We start from the raw sequence: 17,114 nt of genomic DNA, 5'->3' as shown, positions 1-17,114 counted from the left end.
TCCTCTTTACTGCGTTGCCCGGGTGAAGAAAAGCGTCACCGTGCCTACGGTAATGCCAAATTTCTTCATCGCGGTTTTATTAAAAAGATGCGTGCCGTCCTGCAGGTACATCCAGTCATCAAAGTGCAGCAGCCATGTATTGCCGTTGGCAGTCACATTCATGCTGTAGCGCCAGTTGAAGGCGTTGCCTGCTGCCCGGCCTGTCGCCACGCCGTCAATATCCCCGGCGGTGCCTTCGTAGCGCTCAGGGCTGACGCGACGGATATGCCAGATCCGTTGCTGCTTCTCGCCATCGTCATAGATGAAGTGCTCGTTGAGCGTCAGCGTGTCACCCACCACGTCACCGTCGATATCCACATGGAAACGGCGCAGCTGTTTACCGCTGCGATCCTGCACCATTCCCCACGCCGCTGTTTTTCCCTGGAAGTAATGGAATATGTCGAGCGTTGGCTGCTGGTTACGGTAATCGGCAACCTCTGTGCTACAGCCTGCCAGCAGCAACAGGGCTCCCATAACGAGTATCAGGATGCGTTTCATTTCTCACCTCCGATCAGCCGCTGTCGCAGCTCAGGATATTGCGTGCGAGGGCCAAGCCAAATGGCCAGAAAGGCTGCGCTGAAGGCTTCTGACTGACGTGGCCCTAGTGGGGTAAAGGTTTTTTGTGCCGCCGACGCGCGATACCAGAACTGCCCCTGCCGGTCGGTAAGCACAAAAGCCAGCTGGGTGCCCGCTGTCACATCAGGCCAAAGCGCCTGTAGCATGTGCAGCCATGTTTCACTTTGCGGACTCCTGTCCAGAATGCCCTGCGCCCGCCACTGCTCACGCGTGGCATCAACCAGTTCCTGGCGGCCAATGTCTCGCTTATAGGTAATAATCAGCGCCTGATCCTGCGCCGGACCGGCATAACGCCCATCCGGCGTGCGCAGCTGTGAGGTATAGACGGTAAACGGCCCCCAGCTGAGGGTCGCGTCCCCCACTTTGCGCCAGCTCAGCCAGTCGGCGGCATGGGCTACCGGCGTGATAGCGGTAAGCCAGAGCAGCAACAGTAAAGTGCCTCTCATCGTTGCTTCCCCATCAAAAGGTGGAAAAACAGCATCAGAATCAGCCAGCCTGATGCCATCCAGCCGACGACGATAAACGTCGGCTCCAGAAAAGTGATAGCGCCCACGCGTTTGCCGATAAGATAGGCCAGCGGGCCACCCAGCGTGGCCAGCAGCGTGAGTATCCACCCCGGCAGCGTTGAAAGGCGGGTCAGCCGGGTCCAGACAGCTGAAAACATTAGCCACAGCGCCATCATCCACAGGGGCAACAATGTATCCCCATGAAAGGTGATAAGCCCTGTCAGCGCCCACAGAGCATCAAGGCCGCTGCCCGCTACGGTAAGCGTCAGGGCATAAATACGATGTACCGATGGCAGCATCAGCCAGGCAAAAATCGCGAGAGCGAACCACAAAAACAGGCCCCGCTCGCGAAACACCACCACCAGCGCCCAGTACAGGTCGAAGGCGATGGCCATCAGAAAGATTTGTGCAGAGCTTTTCATACGCGCTCTGCGGTCAATTGCACCACGCTAATGGTGCGGGCGTTAAACCCTGCCTCGCAGTAGCCGAAGTAATAAAGCCACATGCGGCGGAAGCGGTCATCAAATCCCAGCTTTTCAATGTCCTGCCAGGCGTGAACAAAACGTTGCCGCCAGAGTGCCAGCGTGCGGGCGTAATCAGGGCCCATATCGAACAGATTGCGGACCACAAAATCAGTGTGGCGGGTCATCAAGTCACTCATCACCGAGATGCTCGGTAAAAAACCGCCGGGGAAGATGTAGCGCTGAATGAAATCGACGCTTTTGCTGTAGTCGCGGTAGCGCTGGTCCTGAATGGTGATGGCCTGAATCGCCATTTTTCCCCCGGGACGCAAACGCGCCTGACAGGTGCGGAAGAAAGCGGGCAGATAGCGCTGACCGACCGCTTCAATCATCTCTACAGACACCAGCTTGTCATACTCGCCGGTCAAATCACGGTAATCGCACAGCAGGACCTCTACACGTTCCTGAAGACCCGCGCGGGCGATGCGCGTTTTCGCCCAGTGATACTGTTCCCTGGACAGCGTGGTGGTGGTGACCCGGCAGCCGTAGTGGCGTGCTGCATACTCCGCCATCGCCCCCCAGCCGGTGCCAATCTCCAGCAAATGGTCGCTTTCAGTCAGCGCCAACTGTTCGCACAGACGCGCCATTTTTGCCTGCTGGGCCAGGCTAAGATCCTGAGCGCCTGCGGTGAACAACGCGCTGGAGTAGAGCAGTTCCTCATCCAGGAAGTGCGAATAAAATTCGTTACCCAAGTCGTAATGAGCGGCAATATTCTCCCGCGCCTGCTCCCGGTGATTACGCCGCGTCCAGTGCCGCAGGCGCTCGACGGGCTTACCGAGCAGGCGAAACCCTCTTTCCAGCCGTCCCAGCACGTTACTGTTGAGCGCCAGAATTTGCAGTAATGGCGTGAGCTGCTGCGTCTCCCACTCACCGTCCATCCAGGCTTCAGCGGCCGCAAGGCTCCCGCCGGTCAACACTCGCCAGTAAACCCCGGAGGAGAGAATTTGCACGTCGGCATGCAGGAGGGAGGACGCGTCACCAAAATGAAAAGTCTGCCCCCCCTCGCGAAGGGTTAGCGCCCCTTCCCGGATGCCACCAAGAAGGCGGAAGAGTAGCCAGCGCGCGATGCGAACATTGCGCGGAAGAGCGGGTTCAAGCGCAAAGGCGGGGTCGGTCATGAGCGTTCACTCCTGCTGGCGGGATGGTTGTAACCAGGCACACGTTTGAGCCACAGCCGCAGCGCCTGCCAGTAAATGGCGATGGCAGTTTTCAGCGTCATCAGCGGGAGACGTAGCAGCAGTGACGTCAGGTTTTTGCGCGTCAGCGGCTCGCGGTGCAGCGCCAGCGTGGCGTCAAAAACTTTAGAGGCCTGATGATTTTCGATGTGCATATGCAGCGTTTTGCCAGGGCTGTTAAAGCGCCAGTGATACACCATGTCCATTGGGTTAAACGGGGAAACGTGGAAGGCTTTTGCCAACGGGCGCGGCGCCAGGCCATCCACGGCATAATAATGACGCTCGTTCCACGGGGTGTTCCGCACCTCAGCAAGCACCCAACGCAGTCGGTTATCGCCGTCATAGCAGTAATAAAAATTGACCGGATTAAAGTGGAAACCGAAGTAACGGAGCTGGGTCAGAAGCATCACGCGGCCATCAGGGCGCTCGCCCGTCAGACTTTCGAGGCGCTCAAGGGCCTTCTCTTTTAGCGGCCAGCCCAGCGGGTAATCCACATTGTGGAAAGCCGCCGCGGCGAAACGGTTATGACGGATCCCTACGGACGGTAGCGCACTAAGCTCATCTAAATCGAGCCACGCCATAAACACGCGATAGGTAAAATTGTGCGTTTTCGGCTGAAAGCGACGGTGGCGCAATCCCCCCTCATACAGGCAACTGTTCATCTTCTTGCCCTCCTTCGGCTGCAATGCCTTTCACCACATCCAGGGCGCTACGTACCCCGTCTTCATGAAAGCCGTTGTACCAGTAAGCGCCGCAGAACCAGCTTCGCTGATGACCGTTAATTTCGCCGCGACGCGCCTGAGCACGCCAGCTTTGAGGGTTAAAAAGCGGATGCTCATAGACAAAGCGCTGCCAGACGTAGCGCTCCTCGACGGGCGTTTCCGGGTTCAGGGTCACACAAAACAGCGGCGCTCCCGCGGGCAACCCTTGTAAAATATTCATGTTGTAAGTGACGCAGGCACGAACGTTATCCTGCTCGCTCAGGCGATAGTTCCAGCTTGCCCAGGCACGTTCGCGCCTCGGCAGCCAGCGCCTGTCACTGTGTAACACCACCTCGTTACGTTGCCAGCCAATATCCCCAAGCACTTCGCGTTCAGCCTGAGAAGGGTTGTCGAGCATCGCCAGCGCCTGAGAGGAATGGCAGGCAAAAATCACCTGATCGAACGTCTGTCTTGCGTGCTCAAGCTGGACAGTGACGCCCTCGCGGCTACGAATAACCCGCTGCACCGGAGTGTTCAGATGCACGGTCAGACGTTCGCCCAGCTGAGCCAACAACGCACGGGTATATTCCCGCGAGCCGCCGGGCACCACGTACCACTGCGGACGATGGGTAATATCCAGCAGCCCATGGTGCTCAAAGAAGCGCAAAAACAGCGGTAGCGGAAAACGGCGCATCTCCTGCAGCGATGAAGACCAGATAGCGGCCCCCATTGGCAAAATGTAGTGGCGTGCAAAAAATGCGCTGAACTTATGCTGTTCAAGGAAGTGCTGCAAAGTGGCCCGGGGATCGACATCGCCCGCAAGAGCCGCTTTCGCCAGGCGGTTAAAGCGGACAACCTCTTTCAGTAGCCCCCAGAAAGCCGGATTCACCAGGTTACGTCGCTGGGCGAACAGCGAGGTAAGCGTGTGTCCGTTGTACTCCAGCCCGCTCTGCGGGTTGTGTACCGAAAAACTCATCTGTGTTTTTTGTCCGCTGATACCCAGCTCGCTCAGCAGCCCCATAAAGCGCGGATAGGTCCGATCGTTATAGACAATAAACCCCGTATCGATGGCATATGTTCCCTGAGACGTGGCGATATCCACCGTGGCGGTATGCCCCCCAATCCTGGGATCCGCTTCAAACAGCGTGACCTGATGATGCCCGGCGAGCCGCCAGGCACAGGTCAGCCCGGCAATACCGCTGCCGATAATGGCGATGTTCATGGGCGTACCATCCTGCGCAAAAAGAGGCGTTGGAGACCTGCTGGCAGCCCTGCCAGCAGGCGCATAATCAGACTGAATCCCGCCGGGAAAGCGATGTGGTTTTTTCCTTTCGCCAGACCGTGACGAATGGCTTTCACCGCCCGATCCACGCTGACCTGCCCCGGCATCGCAAAGTCGTTTTTACGGGTAAGAGGGGTATCGACAAACCCCGGTGAGACCACGGTGATAGCAATACCTTTCGGCTCCCAGTCCAGGCGCAGGCTATTGGCAAACCAGGTTAATGCGGCCTTGGACGCGCCATAGGCTTCTGCTCGTGGAAAATGCAGCCAGTGGGCCATCGAGCTGACCAGCACCACGCGGTTACCGGAAACAAGCCGCGGCTGAAGGGCCGCCAGACAATTTATCGGCCCAAGGAAATTAGTGGTCATCACCCGCGCCACCAGAGCGGCATCCACCTCACCGTTCTCCAGATACTCACAGGTGCCCGCGCAGAGAATAACCAGATCGGCCGGACAGTCCGCCAGCGCCTCTCGGCTGGCATTCTGGTCGGTCATATCGAACAGGCGCACCGTGATATTTGGGCTGTGCTGCTGTAAAGACGCCAGCCGGGCCGCATCACGCCCACAGGCAATGACGTGCCAGCCGTCATCGGCCCAGGATTTTGCAAGTCCGGCCCCAATACCTGAACTTGCTCCGGTGATGAGGACAGTCATCATGCGCGTACCCTTCTTTTCACGCCACGGACCGCCCAGCCCAACAGCGGAAGATGTTCATAGAGCATCTCTCCGGCATCGTAGTAGTCGCGCTGGTGAATAATCAGGTCATTCTGAATATCCACGAATGAGCATCCCGGCAAGGACAGCCTTTCTCCTCCGGCAATCCGCGGATGGGACCAGTGCATAGTCCAGGTCACGGCAAACCGTGAACCGTCGCAGAGCGGAGGGTCTATGGAGAAGCGGCAGTAGGCCACCCTGGCCAGCAGGTGGGTGAAGTAGCGTTGGATCTCAGCCAGCCCCTGATGCTGGCCAAACGGATCGATAAGTGTGGCATCCGTCTCATAGAGACCGGCCAACGTCGATGGCGGCTGTTTGTCCAGCCCGGCGTAATAATCAACAAATCGCTGAATAGCGGATGGCGTTGCGCTCATGAATCTCACCCTGGCGGTGAAGCGTGTGGCGTTATCGTATAATTAAAACTTGCACAATTAATTATATTTGTCCAAGTTTTGGTGGGTTTATTTTTTAAAATCCAGTATATTCAGCGCATTAACAAATAAATTATTGTGCAGAATATTTTTTATTTTTGAAGACCACGACCCACCCACCGCGTTTTCAGCGAGTGGGTAACGGTGCGCGTTGTGAAGGCGGAAGAAGAAATTACAGAGGAATGATCTCGAGGGAAGCGCCCTGCTGCTGCCAGAGGTCAATCTGCTTTTTGCGTGCGGCGGTGAGTTTGCCGGTGGTGACCAGCAGCCATTTTCGTTCGGGGAAGATTTCCGGCGCCAGGGCGGCAGGCGGAACGGGAAGCACATCAATGCGATGCCCCTGGCCGGTGCGCCTGAGGGCTTCAAGCCAAATTTCGCACGGATCGGTCAGATGCCAGCCGGTGATCAGGCAGTTATCACCGGGTGCCCTTTTGTCCCCCTCGAGGCAAAACGAGGTGTAGGCGATGATAATGCCGTCGAGAATTTCGCGCAGGGTCATCATGGCAGGTACGTTGGCTGACACTTTACTGCGCAACGGGCGCAATACTTCCGTGACCAGCTCAGGGCGAGGATACTCGCGACCTGAATCGTAGAGCAGCTGCCGCAGGGACTCGATTTTTCCCTCATTCAGCCGCTGCAGCATGCCCTCCTGCAGAGCAAGCCAGTTGTTTGTTCTGCGTGTCTCAGGGCGCGCCAACAGGGGCTTCACCTGACTGACGGGTACCCCTTTTTTCACCCAGTCGAGGATTTTCAGCGCCTGCTTAATATCCTCATCGCTGTACAGGCGGTGCCCACCATCGGTGCGTAACGGTTTAAGCAGGCCGTAACGGCGCTGCCAGGCACGTAGCGTGGTCGCGTTTATTCCGCAAAGCCGGGCAAATTCACCGATGGAGTAAGACATGAAGAACACCTGATAACAAACAATACTCTCAATATACTACGAATCATGCCGCGTTGAATGAAGTGTGAAATGTTTGCACTACACTTTACTTCCAGTGCGCAAATGAAAGGAGTTCTCATGAAGCTATGGCCTGTTGTGACCGGTATTGCCGTCGCGCTGACCCTGGTTGCCTGTAAATCCCCCACGCCTCCGAAAGGCGTTCGGCCCACCGGCGGCTTTGACGCAAACCGCTATCTGGGCAAATGGTATGAAGTGGCCCGCCTGGAAAACCGCTTCGAACGTGGCCTTGAGCAGGTCACCGCCACCTACGGTAAACGCGGCGATGGTGGTATCAGCGTGCGTAACCGCGGCTACAATCCGGTCAAGAACACGTGGAGTGAGAGCAAAGGAAAAGCTTATTTCACCGGTGCGCCGACCACCGCCGCGCTGAAGGTGTCGTTCTTTGGCCCGTTTTATGGAGGCTATAACGTGATTAAGCTGGATGACGATTATCGGTATGCGCTGGTCAGCGGGCCAAACCGTGACTATCTGTGGATCCTGTCACGTACCCCAGCTATTCCGGAGTCGGTCAAACAAGACTACCTTAAAACGGCACGCAGTCTGGGATTCCAGGTCGACCGGTTAGTCTGGGTAAAACAGCCCCGAGAGTAAGAGGCGAAGATCTCATTGCCCGATAGCCGATGAAAAAAAAGCCCATCAGACACGTCTCTGGTGGGCTGTTGACCTGCTAAACACCGGACATTTAGCTTAAATCGTGCAGGTCTTTATCCAGCGCTTCGCTCAGCACAATCCCGTCGAAATTAACCACCAGGCCACCGCGCTGCGGAGTGCAGCACATGACCCCGACCGTGCATTTTTCGGCAGTGGGGAAATGCGCCAGCCGCAGCAGCGGCCAGGTGCTGCCGTCGGCGGAATATTGCAGACGCAGGCTGTCGCCTTTGCGGGTAAGACGCATCCAGAACAGATTCGCGTTGCCGGGGAAGAGGCCGGTTGCCCAGTCAGAATGCCCGAACGTGAGCACGCTGCCAATGGCCGGGGCGCCGTCGTTAAACTCGATCCCCGCTTTTAGCCAGTGGGATTCATCCATCAACAGCATGATACCAGCCTGATCGTAGAGCGCGCTAAAATCCGCTTTTACCTTCACCTGGAAGGTAAAATCCCCGCTCACATCGCAGCCATAAAAATGGCCGGAGAAGCGCTCAAAGCCGTACCACGTTTTGCGCCAAAAATCGGTTTGTTCGTCGGTGACGACAGAAAGCACGCCGTCGCCTTCACGCCAGACTTTTGGCGCATTAATCCAGTAAAAATCCGTGTTCATGGCATGACCTTTTTCTTGGTGGATTTAGCGCCAGCCCAGCGCTGGCGCAACGTGCTTCAGAATCGAGTCGATTACGTGCACGTTATAGCCCACGCCTAGCTGGTTTGGCACGGTTAACAGCAGCGTGTCGGCTTCAGCAATCGCTTCATCCTGCGCCAGTTGCTTAATGAGCAGTTCCGGCTCAGCGGCATAGCTGCGGCCAAAAATGGCCCGGGTTTGTGGCTCGATATAGCCGACCTGGTCGCCTTCTTTACCGCTGCCGCCAAAGTAGTTGCGGTCACGCTGGTCCATTAACGCGAAGATGCTGCGGCTAACGGAAACGCGTGGCTCACGCGCGTGACCAGCTTCTTTCCAGGCAGCGCGATAAGCGCGGATTTGCTTCGCCTGCTGAATGTGGAACGGCTCGCCGGTTTCGTCATTTTTCAACGTTGAGCTCTGCAGGTTCATGCCAAGCTGCGCCGCCCACACCGCAGTAGCGTTTGAGCTGGCTCCCCACCAGATGCGCTCGCGCAGCCCGTCAGAAAACGGCTCCAGGCGCAGCAATCCCGGCGGATTAGGGAACATAGGCTGCGGATTCGGCTCGGCAAATCCCTGCCCCTTCAACGCTTCGAGAAAGACTTCAGTGTGGCGCCGCGCCATATCGGCCTCGGTTTCCCCTTCGCCGGGAACGTAGCCAAAATAGCGCCAGCCGTCGATCGCTTGTTCAGGAGAGCCGCGGCTTATCCCAAGCTGCAGGCGGCCACCGGAAATCAAATCCGCTGCACCGGCATCCTCCACCATATAGAGCGGGTTTTCATAGCGCATATCGATAACGCCGGTGCCGATTTCAATACGTTTAGTTTTTGCCCCAATGGCCGCCAGCAGCGGGAAAGGCGAGCTTAGCTGGCGAGCAAAGTGGTGCACGCGGAAATAAGCGCCGTCCGCGCCAAGCTCTTCGGCGGCAACGGCAAGGTCGATGGACTGCAGCAGCGTGTCCGCCGCAGAGCGCGTGCCTGACTGAGCGGCAGGCGACCAGTGACCAAACGAGAGAAAGCCAATCTTTTTCATCGGATATCGTCCTTAGACTCGAAATCACTGGCTTACAGTGACAAAAATCAGGCCCCATGCGCCAGCAAAATCTCGCTAAAGCGCACTAAACGGAACACTGCCCATCGCCGGGCAGGAAGCTTCGACCGACGATTGTAATCAAAAAGTAAATGTCGTATAACAGGCACCTCCGAGGGGTGTCCTGTATGGGCTGAGATGGTGAAAGCCGAACCCTTTGAACCTGATCTGGGTCATGCCAGCGAAGGGACGGTCGGCAATAACGCCTCGGTTATTGCCTGTTCATACCTCTGCGCGCCCGGATCTCCACTCACACAGGAGGTCCCATGTACACCCCACTTTTCGAAAACGGTCTTTACGGACAGCTGCGTCAGCAGGCCGGTCGCCACTGGCAGGATTACGTCGATCACCCTTTTCTGCAACAGCTTGCCGCCGGAACATTGCCTGAAGCCGCGTTTCAGCGCTATCTGACGCAGGATTATCTTTTCCTGATTCACTTTGCCCGTGCCTACGCGTTGCTGGTCAGCAAACTCCGCACGCTGCCGGAAATGCGGGCCGCGACCGCTTCGCTGAATGCCATCGTCTCTGAGCTGCCGCTCCACGTTGCTTATTGTGCAAGCTGGGGGTTAGACGAGGAGCAGATGGCCACCCAGGCAGAAGCACCCGAAACCATGAACTACACACGCTATGTGTTGGATATTGGCCATTCCGGTGACGCGCTCGATCTGCTGGCCGCCCTGCTGCCCTGCGTGGCCGGCTATGCCGAAATCGGTCTTGGCCTGCTGCACAGCCCCAGCACCGTGATGGAAGATAACCCCTACGCTACATGGATCCGTAATTATGGCGATGAAGGCTATCTGACCGGCGTGCAGGCCGCCATCCAGCTGCTGGAAAACCTAGGCCGTCAACGTGGTGCACAGAGTCGCTTCGCCGAACTTTCGCAGATATTCACCACCGCGACGCAGCTTGAATCCGCGTTCTGGCAAATGGGGCTGAATGCCTCATGACCAAAAGCCTCGCCCCACCGGATATTCAGGTTCGCGATCTCAGCCTGCGTTTTGGCAGCCAGACCGTGTTTGAACAGCTGAATTTTGATATTCCCGGCGGCAGCTTCGTTACCCTGTTGGGCGCGAGCGGTGCCGGTAAAACCAGCCTGCTCAAAATTATTGCCGGGCTGGCGCCGGCCAGCTTCGGAAGCGTGATCTGCAGCGACGGCAAGCCTGTCGGTGGACGCATCGCATGGATGGGGCAGAAAGATTTGCTCTACCCGTGGCTTAGCATCGAGCAGAACGTTGCCCTGGGCTCGCGCCTACGCGGGGAGCCTGTCGACCGCCGGTGGACGGAGCATTTGATCGAACAGGTCGGATTGGGAGGGTATGCCAAAGCGCTGCCAGCCGCGCTGTCTGGTGGGATGAGGCAGCGTGCTGCCATTGCCAGAACGCTCTACGAAAAGCGCCCGATAGTGCTGATGGACGAGCCGTTTTCGGCGCTGGACGCCATCACCCGGACGGCGATTCAGGATCTTGCGGCTGAGCTGCTGGCAAGGAATACCGTGCTGCTGATCACCCACGATCCCATGGAAGCCTGTCGGCTCAGCCACCGCCTGCTGGTGCTGTCCCGCTGGCCTGCGGGCATAGACGATACGCATGTTATCGCCGGGCAACCGCCTCGTGCGCCGGACGATGTTTATCTGCTGAAAAGCCAGGCCAGCCTGCTGCAACAGCTAATGAAGGCCGCAGTATGAAGCCACAATCAGAAAGTCATGCTGTACGCCTGCGACGCGGGCTGACCGTCTTCGCCGGATTGCTGCTGCTTTGGTATCTGCTCACCCTCGGCAATATTCCGGCCTTTCTTTTGCCTTCACCTTCGGCGGTGGCGCTGGCGTTATGGCACGGCCGTGACTACCTTGCCTGGCACACGCTGGTCACCGCCTCAGAAATTATCAGCGGGCTTGTGCTCGGGGTGCTGCTCGGCGCAGGCCTGGCACTGGGAATGATGTTTTCGCCTCGCCTGCAGCGGTGGCTGATGCCGCTGGTGCTGACCAGCCAGGCGATTCCGGTCTTTGCCCTGGCACCGCTGCTGGTGCTGTGGTTTGGTTTTGGCATGAGCGCCAAAGTAGCGATGGCCGTGCTGGTTATCTTCTTCCCGGTGGTGTCGTCGTTCTTTGACGGACTGCGTCGGGTGAATAACGACTATCTGGATCTGGCCCGCACCATGGGAGCTTCGCGCTGGGCGCAGCTAAGGCACGTGCGGCTGATGGCGGCACTGCCTGCTTTTGGCTCAGGGCTGCGCATGGCCGCTGCCGTTGCTCCCATCGGCGCAATCATCGGCGAGTGGGTCGGATCTGCCGAAGGGCTGGGCTACGTCATGCTCAACGCCAACGCCCGTATGCAAACCGACGTCTGCTTTGCCGCGCTGTTTATTTTAGTCCTGATGACCGTTCTGCTTTGGCTGGCGGTAGATACCCTGCTGCGGCGGCTGATTGCCTGGTCGCCGGAAAACGATGAATAATCGTCTGAATTAAGGAAGAAATAGAATGAAAAAAACGTTGTGTGGTCTGTTGCTCACCGCTACCTTTGTCGCCCAGGCCTCTGCCGCCGAAAAGCTGACGTTGGTACTCGACTGGTATATCAATCCCGATCACGCCCCGATTATGGTGGCAGAACAGATCGGGGCATTTAAAGCGGAAGGACTGGATGTGAAAATTATTCCACCGTCCGACCCTGCACTCCCGCCGCGGCTGGTCGCCGCAGGTCAGGCCGATCTGGCCATCACTTACCAGCCGCAGCTGCACTTCTTTGCCGACCAGGGTCTACCGCTGGTGCGCGTGGGAACGCTGATTAACTCGCCGTTAAACACGGTGATGACGTTGGATCACAACATCAAATCACCTGCCGACCTCAAGGGAAAGAAAATCGGCTACTCGGTCAGCGGTATTGAGCAGGCGACGCTTGCGACCATGGTTGAACATGAGCACATCACGCCGAAAGCGATGAAACTGATAAACGTTAACTTCCAGCTGACCAGCGCGCTACTGGCGGGCCAGGTGGACGCGGTGATCGGCGGCTATCGCAATATTGAAGCGCTCGAGCTGAAGCTTCAGGGCAAAGCGCCGGTGGTGTTTAATGTCGAGGACTACGGTGTTCCAGCCTACGATGAGCTGATTTTTGTAGCTAATCGCAAAACGGCAAATGAGCCGAAAATCAAAAAATTCTTCGCCGCGCTGAAAAAGGGCAACGAGTACCTGCAGGCACACCCGCAGGAAACCTGGCAGGCGTTTGCTAAAGCCCACGCGGAGCTGAATACCGAGCTCAATAAACAGGCATGGCAGGCGAGCCTGCCGCTGTTTGCTGCCGACCCGGCAAAACTCGATCGTGCGCGCTACCAGGCCTACGAACAGTTCCTGTTTGATAATAAGCTGATCAAGAAAATCACCCCGGTGGGCGACTATGCGTTGGAACTCCGTTAGTCCCGGCTCTCTCCGCTGGCGGTTTTCATAAAAACAAATAAGGGGGAACATAACGCCCCCTTTTTAATCACCTGGCGCTATTCTCCACGCAGTTCTTTCACTTCAGAGCGTTTCGTTGAAGAAGGCAGCCGCGAAATTCTGGCCTCATCTTTTGTCGTTCCGGATTTTTTTATTCTGGCAGCAGAAGGGACGTTACCTTTGTTATAGGGGATTACCTCAATAGGCTCAAGGTTGTCAGTGGTCGGCAAAGCCGCAGTAATTCTCTGCACATAGCTCCCTTTACCCGCGCCATCAGACTGAAAGCCCCGCCTGAAATTGCCGCTGTAATAACATGAGAAAGCGGCCAGCGCTGCCTCCCGGGGACTGAATCTGGGCTGCGCCCTTTGCAGGCATTCCGTGTAAATTCCCGCGGCCACGCGCAGGTTATGGCATGGTTCAAATACGCTCTCATAATCAAGTCCATATTTGGCCAGGTTATAGCGATTGATCTGCCCTAACCCCATAGAAAAATTCCAACCGTCTTTATGTAACGCGCGTGCCGTTACGGTCGCCTCATCTTTATTTTTAGGCTGCCTGGCCAGCCGTCCCCCTACAACGCCAATGGCATAGGGGTTATGTGAGGATTCCACTTTGATAATACGTTCCAGTATATGTGGTGCCACTTCCGGCGCACACTGCTCAATCATTCCTGAAAAATCCATCCCCTCTCCTATACACCTGGCGAATTGAGCAGAACGTCCAGACCAAGTGTCTGCTCTACCCGTCCCTGTTTCTCAAAAAGCACATTTTCCTGGCTGTCTAAAATGGCGAGGTAAGGCATTCCAGCCTCCGTCTGACCAGGCATTTTTAAACCAGAGATACGGCCTGCATTGATAACTTTTTGACAGTTAACGCTTCCGCTTCCGGCTATGGCATAAAAAAGAGTATTCACAGAATTTCGACTACTCACATTTTGCCCAAACGATTTAGCAATAACGTCTGAGACATCATCTCCGGGGCAGATATCTACTGGCAGCGACGAAAGGGTGAGTTGTTCAGATTTAGAATCGAAAATAATCTGCGCTAAATGCAAACCGGGCTCTGCAAACTCGGCGTCAAGAAGAAATGAAGGACCATTAACAGAGTCTTGCCCGGCAGAAATGAACTTTACGATCTGCACCGGTGGTATAGAGGGGTTGAGGATATTGAGCTTATCCCAATGAATTAAATTAGTAACACGGAGTTTTTCACGCAGCTGATTTGCGCGCTCAATGGACAATGCAGCCGAGGGATCGGGGTTAATTGCAATAGAGGTCGTTGTTTGTGATATCGCGCCATAGCGAGGCGTTCTTCCCGCCAATGATCCACTGTAATAGCAAAAGGCATCGTTTTCTTTCTTGAGAGCGGGTGCCAGGGTATGAATCTGTACGCAACTATCCAGCCACAAAAAAGCCATAGTATTGTTAATGACAGAGGACAGGTAAGCTGCCGGCGTCATCGAGGTGGAAATTATTGAGCGAGGGCTACTGTACCAAATTTCATTAATTTTACCCGTTTCCTGATAGGTAATCAGCACAGGGTATTTAATACGTCGTTCACCTATAGAAACTTGCATGGTGTCAGGGGATACGGCAACCTCCGGTGGCATTGATGGGTACCCCCAAAGTATTTCATCAATGGAAGCTCTCCAGGAGAGTAACCGACGATTGAAAGCCTCCATACTGCCGAACGTTTCAAGCAGTGTTTTTTCACTACCGTTAAGATCCCTGCCCAATCCAAGCGATGTCGAGCCAAAGTTTAAGTAACCCAGCAACGTTGGCGTGATATCAAGTGTCGTCCCAGGTCGGGTGACGGTTCCAGGCTCACGGCCTGGGTCAATCACCATAAACAGATTTTTGCGATCGCCTTTTTCAAGCAAAGGCGTCGTGATTGTCGCTGGAGGTGCCAGATGGTCGGATACCAGCACAATCAATGTATTGGTAAAGGCTGGCTCGGTTTTAATCCTGTTCAGAAAATCTCCGATCAACTTGTCGGTACAGTGCACGGCATTAAGATGCTTATTCCTTCCGTTGCCGTAGCGAAACTTCTCACATGATCTGGCTATATAACCTTGAGGCTGATGGGTGCCAACATTAATGGAAAAAAGGGCAAAAGGCTGAGATTGCTGCCCAAGCAGGGTAAAACGCTGAGCAAGTAAATCGTAAAGCGTATCATCATGAAGGCCCCAGCTGTTGACATAATCTGGCTCCTGCAGCAGATCCTGAAGTCCATCAATACGGCTGAAACCATGGCTACGATAAAATAGCCCTTTCCCGGCGAATTCAGATTTTGCCCCGCCCATATATTCAAGACGATACCCTTGCTCTTGCAACATGTCTCCAAGGCAGCGAGCATTTGGAATGAACTCGTTCAGGCTGAAATCGTAGTTGGTAAACAACATCAGCAAGGGTAGACCGCACTGGCTACTCACCATACCGGCTATAGTCCATGAGGCGCCCAGGGGTTGATCAACGTGTGTAAAACTCACGCTCTTTTCTTCCAGCACACTCAAATTCGGCAGCAATCCCGGAAAAATCGTTTTATCCAGATAGGTTCTTTCCAATCCTTCCAGGTAAAGATAAAGCACGTTCCTGGGAGACTTAACTGAAACGACTTCAGGCCCAGCATGGAAATAAAGTGGAAAATCCTTTTCAATTTGGTTTAAATAAAAATAGCCAAAAAGATTATGCACGGCAGGATTTACTGCGTAGGAAATAATCAACAATATGATGCTAAACAATACTTCCTTTACTGAAACACTTATTCCAGAGCATCGCTTGCATAAATAGTAGTACAGTCCAGAAATGACGACACCCAGAAAAAAAATAAAAATAAAAATGAGTATTTGTGGAGTAAAGTCACTTATCCCTGCCCCTTCCGTGCCGAAGCGAAGATGATAAAAAACAGAATCATCGAATCCGCAACCTGTAAACCAGTCAGCAATGATCCAACAGGCCACAACCAGGAATATCAAAATGGGCTGAAGAATAAAAAAGGACTTAATAATAAAAGAAAATCGTCCTTTAAGAGATAAAGTCAAATACATAGCACGGGCAAGTGCCAGAAAGGACAGACCCAAAAGCAGTGTTTTCATAAGCTGATATTGTAATAAGTTAGCAACCATTTCAAATGAAAAAGCTTATACGAAGAAACGGTAAAAGTTAATATGACATTAAAATACAAAAAAGCATTTAACGTACAATACACATTCCATGACTGTATATTGTACGCTCTGCAGTTTGCTCGCTACGCCTTTTAGTCTCTGTCATTGACAAAATGTAGAGACTCTTTTTGAACGATACCGGTCAAGGTATCAATTAGCTCTTGATATTTTCGAGCTGTAAAAGCATGATCGGCCCCAACACAGTTATCAGCCCAGTATTTAACCCTACTTGCCCCAGTAGTCAGAGAAATAAAATAAAGATCGACAGACGTAGTTTCAGCCGCAGAGTATTTTCGAAGTCCTGTTCTGATTCTGTCACAAACTTTGTGGGTTTTATGGAGAGTATCAGCAACTTTTTGTGGCTCGGGTGTATCATCGCCATCGGATATAATAATAATGATTTTTCTAGGATTAACACCTTTAGCAATGACAGGCAGTGCACGTAAAAGTCCACTGCTACTGTCAGTCCTGGCACTGACTGCATCATCAGTAATATCCATCTGGGAGAATTCGTCTAAAACTGCTGGGTCAGATGACAACTCGATCAAATAGGAGCCTGTTTTCTTACCAAACTTAATAGATTTAATCACTTGCGAAGAATTATTAACCGTTGAAGGCGCAAATGCAGAACCACACATATATCTGAATGGTCGCTTACCTAAATAAGTATAAAAAAGTGGGTGTGTTTTTACAGCAGCATCTGAGAATAAATAACCTTCGTCAGCAAACATGGCGTCAAAATCAAGTGTATCATTGGTTAGATAGGTATAAGGTGAACTATCTGTAAGATCCATAAATTTTTGAGCAATAAGATAGGTGTCGGTAAATTCAGCGGTGTTATTAAACATATTTGTTCGAGGTGATGCATCGCAGCTATATTCCGCCCGGCCAGGGCCATTTCCTGTTGAACTATTTTTTACACACCACCCTCTGTCAACCATCTGCTCAAATGTTAAACCTAACCCCCCAGTAAGAATATTTTTATAATAGTCATACAAACTTTCATCATAGCGTTTCCTCTGGATCATTTCAGTTGTGCCAGGTGTACCATTTTTATTATACCAGAATTCAGGGTTAAATTTCCGAAGATTAAGGGTTGTCTTAGAGTCTAAATTATGAGTTATGCTCATTTCTGGTGTACGGGGATTTGAAGAGGGTGGCGTATCCTGCTGATTGATTTCGTGACAGATTTCAACAACAGAGAGGTGATACGCCATGAGTAAGTCTATCCTGAAGGCTCTGCCTGAGCCAGATACT

Annotated in this window: 19 protein-coding genes and 1 riboswitch; of the genes, 5 read left to right on the top strand and 14 right to left on the bottom strand. The window is 53.9% G+C overall.

Annotation, left to right across the window (positions count from 1 at the left end; genetic code table 11):
- Positions 1-6 precede the first annotated feature (6 nt).
- The 9 genes from VGM55_RS00255 to VGM55_RS00215 form a co-directional block, all read right to left on the bottom strand.
- Positions 7-537 carry a DUF3833 domain-containing protein gene (locus tag VGM55_RS00255; RefSeq protein ID WP_154186389.1) on the bottom strand — a complete coding sequence of 177 codons (531 nt, stop codon included), beginning with the start codon at positions 535-537 and terminating at the stop codon, positions 7-9.
- Positions 534-1,061, bottom strand: coding sequence for a hypothetical protein (locus tag VGM55_RS00250; protein ID WP_154186387.1), 528 nt, complete (start codon positions 1,059-1,061; stop codon positions 534-536). Before VGM55_RS00250 ends, VGM55_RS00255 begins: the two co-directional genes overlap by 4 nt.
- Positions 1,058-1,543: a DUF2878 domain-containing protein gene (locus VGM55_RS00245; RefSeq protein ID WP_331634211.1), complete on the bottom strand. Its 486-nt coding sequence runs from the start codon at positions 1,541-1,543 to the stop codon at positions 1,058-1,060. Before VGM55_RS00245 ends, VGM55_RS00250 begins: the two co-directional genes overlap by 4 nt.
- Positions 1,540-2,760 (bottom strand): class I SAM-dependent methyltransferase, encoded by a 1,221-nt coding sequence (locus VGM55_RS00240; protein WP_154186383.1) that lies wholly within the window; start codon positions 2,758-2,760, stop codon positions 1,540-1,542. The genes VGM55_RS00245 and VGM55_RS00240 overlap by 4 nt, the downstream gene beginning before the upstream one ends.
- On the bottom strand, positions 2,757-3,479 hold the full coding sequence (locus VGM55_RS00235; protein WP_154186381.1) for a DUF1365 domain-containing protein: 723 nt from the start codon (positions 3,477-3,479) through the stop codon (positions 2,757-2,759). The genes VGM55_RS00240 and VGM55_RS00235 overlap by 4 nt, the downstream gene beginning before the upstream one ends.
- Positions 3,460-4,740, bottom strand: a complete 1,281-nt coding sequence (locus tag VGM55_RS00230) for an NAD(P)/FAD-dependent oxidoreductase (protein ID WP_154186379.1) — start codon at positions 4,738-4,740, stop codon at positions 3,460-3,462. The genes VGM55_RS00235 and VGM55_RS00230 overlap by 20 nt, the downstream gene beginning before the upstream one ends.
- Entirely contained in the window at positions 4,737-5,456 is a 720-nt protein-coding gene (locus tag VGM55_RS00225; RefSeq protein ID WP_154186377.1) for an SDR family NAD(P)-dependent oxidoreductase, read from the bottom strand. Before VGM55_RS00225 ends, VGM55_RS00230 begins: the two co-directional genes overlap by 4 nt.
- The gene (locus VGM55_RS00220; protein WP_154186375.1) at positions 5,453-5,887 is read right to left on the bottom strand and encodes a nuclear transport factor 2 family protein; all 435 of its coding nucleotides are present in this window, start codon (positions 5,885-5,887) and stop codon (positions 5,453-5,455) included. Before VGM55_RS00220 ends, VGM55_RS00225 begins: the two co-directional genes overlap by 4 nt.
- A gap of 229 nt (positions 5,888-6,116) precedes the next feature.
- A complete protein-coding gene (locus VGM55_RS00215) occupies positions 6,117-6,845 on the bottom strand; it encodes a MerR family transcriptional regulator (RefSeq protein ID WP_154186373.1) in 729 nt (242 codons plus the stop codon).
- Positions 6,846-6,962: 117 nt separating this feature from the next.
- Here VGM55_RS00215 and blc point away from each other — a divergent pair, with 117 nt between their 5' ends.
- Positions 6,963-7,496, top strand: a complete 534-nt coding sequence (blc, locus tag VGM55_RS00210) for an outer membrane lipoprotein Blc (protein WP_154186371.1) — start codon at positions 6,963-6,965, stop codon at positions 7,494-7,496.
- 91 nt (positions 7,497-7,587) lie between these two features.
- Here blc and VGM55_RS00205 read toward each other — a convergent pair whose 3' ends face one another.
- Both VGM55_RS00205 and VGM55_RS00200 read right to left on the bottom strand, forming a co-directional pair.
- On the bottom strand, positions 7,588-8,163 hold the full coding sequence (locus tag VGM55_RS00205; protein WP_154186369.1) for a DUF1349 domain-containing protein: 576 nt from the start codon (positions 8,161-8,163) through the stop codon (positions 7,588-7,590).
- A gap of 24 nt (positions 8,164-8,187) precedes the next feature.
- Positions 8,188-9,210, bottom strand: coding sequence for an LLM class flavin-dependent oxidoreductase (locus VGM55_RS00200; RefSeq protein ID WP_154186367.1), 1,023 nt, complete (start codon positions 9,208-9,210; stop codon positions 8,188-8,190).
- A 162-nt stretch (positions 9,211-9,372) separates the two neighbouring features.
- A riboswitch (TPP riboswitch) is annotated at positions 9,373-9,474 on the top strand.
- Between the two features lie 59 nt (positions 9,475-9,533).
- Here VGM55_RS00200 and tenA point away from each other — a divergent pair.
- From tenA to VGM55_RS00180, 4 genes are read left to right on the top strand one after another with little or no spacing between them, the layout of a single operon-like run.
- The gene (gene tenA / locus VGM55_RS00195; protein WP_331634210.1) at positions 9,534-10,214 is read left to right on the top strand and encodes a thiaminase II; all 681 of its coding nucleotides are present in this window, start codon (positions 9,534-9,536) and stop codon (positions 10,212-10,214) included.
- Positions 10,211-10,951 carry an ABC transporter ATP-binding protein gene (locus VGM55_RS00190; protein WP_331634209.1) on the top strand — a complete coding sequence of 247 codons (741 nt, stop codon included), beginning with the start codon at positions 10,211-10,213 and terminating at the stop codon, positions 10,949-10,951. Before tenA ends, VGM55_RS00190 begins: the two co-directional genes overlap by 4 nt.
- On the top strand, positions 10,948-11,718 hold the full coding sequence (locus VGM55_RS00185) for an ABC transporter permease (protein ID WP_154186361.1): 771 nt from the start codon (positions 10,948-10,950) through the stop codon (positions 11,716-11,718). Before VGM55_RS00190 ends, VGM55_RS00185 begins: the two co-directional genes overlap by 4 nt.
- 25 nt (positions 11,719-11,743) lie before the next feature.
- On the top strand, positions 11,744-12,676 hold the full coding sequence (locus VGM55_RS00180) for an ABC transporter substrate-binding protein (RefSeq protein WP_154186359.1): 933 nt from the start codon (positions 11,744-11,746) through the stop codon (positions 12,674-12,676).
- 77 nt (positions 12,677-12,753) lie between these two features.
- Here VGM55_RS00180 and VGM55_RS00175 read toward each other — a convergent pair whose 3' ends face one another.
- The 3 genes from VGM55_RS00175 to VGM55_RS00165 all read right to left on the bottom strand — a co-directional run.
- On the bottom strand, positions 12,754-13,377 hold the full coding sequence (locus VGM55_RS00175) for a lytic transglycosylase domain-containing protein (protein WP_331634208.1): 624 nt from the start codon (positions 13,375-13,377) through the stop codon (positions 12,754-12,756).
- Between the two features lie 8 nt (positions 13,378-13,385).
- Positions 13,386-15,788: a sulfatase-like hydrolase/transferase gene (locus VGM55_RS00170; protein WP_331634207.1), complete on the bottom strand. Its 2,403-nt coding sequence runs from the start codon at positions 15,786-15,788 to the stop codon at positions 13,386-13,388.
- A gap of 161 nt (positions 15,789-15,949) precedes the next feature.
- Positions 15,950-17,114, bottom strand: a 1,165-nt coding sequence (locus VGM55_RS00165) for a hypothetical protein (protein WP_331634205.1), incomplete at its 5' end; no start/stop codon positions are given.

It is taken from the genome of Cedecea sp. (genome assembly GCF_036500665.1).
Classification (GTDB): domain Bacteria; phylum Pseudomonadota; class Gammaproteobacteria; order Enterobacterales; family Enterobacteriaceae; genus Cedecea.
The sequence above is the reverse complement of the archived record's forward strand: the minus strand, read 5'-3'. Positions and strand labels throughout refer to the sequence as shown.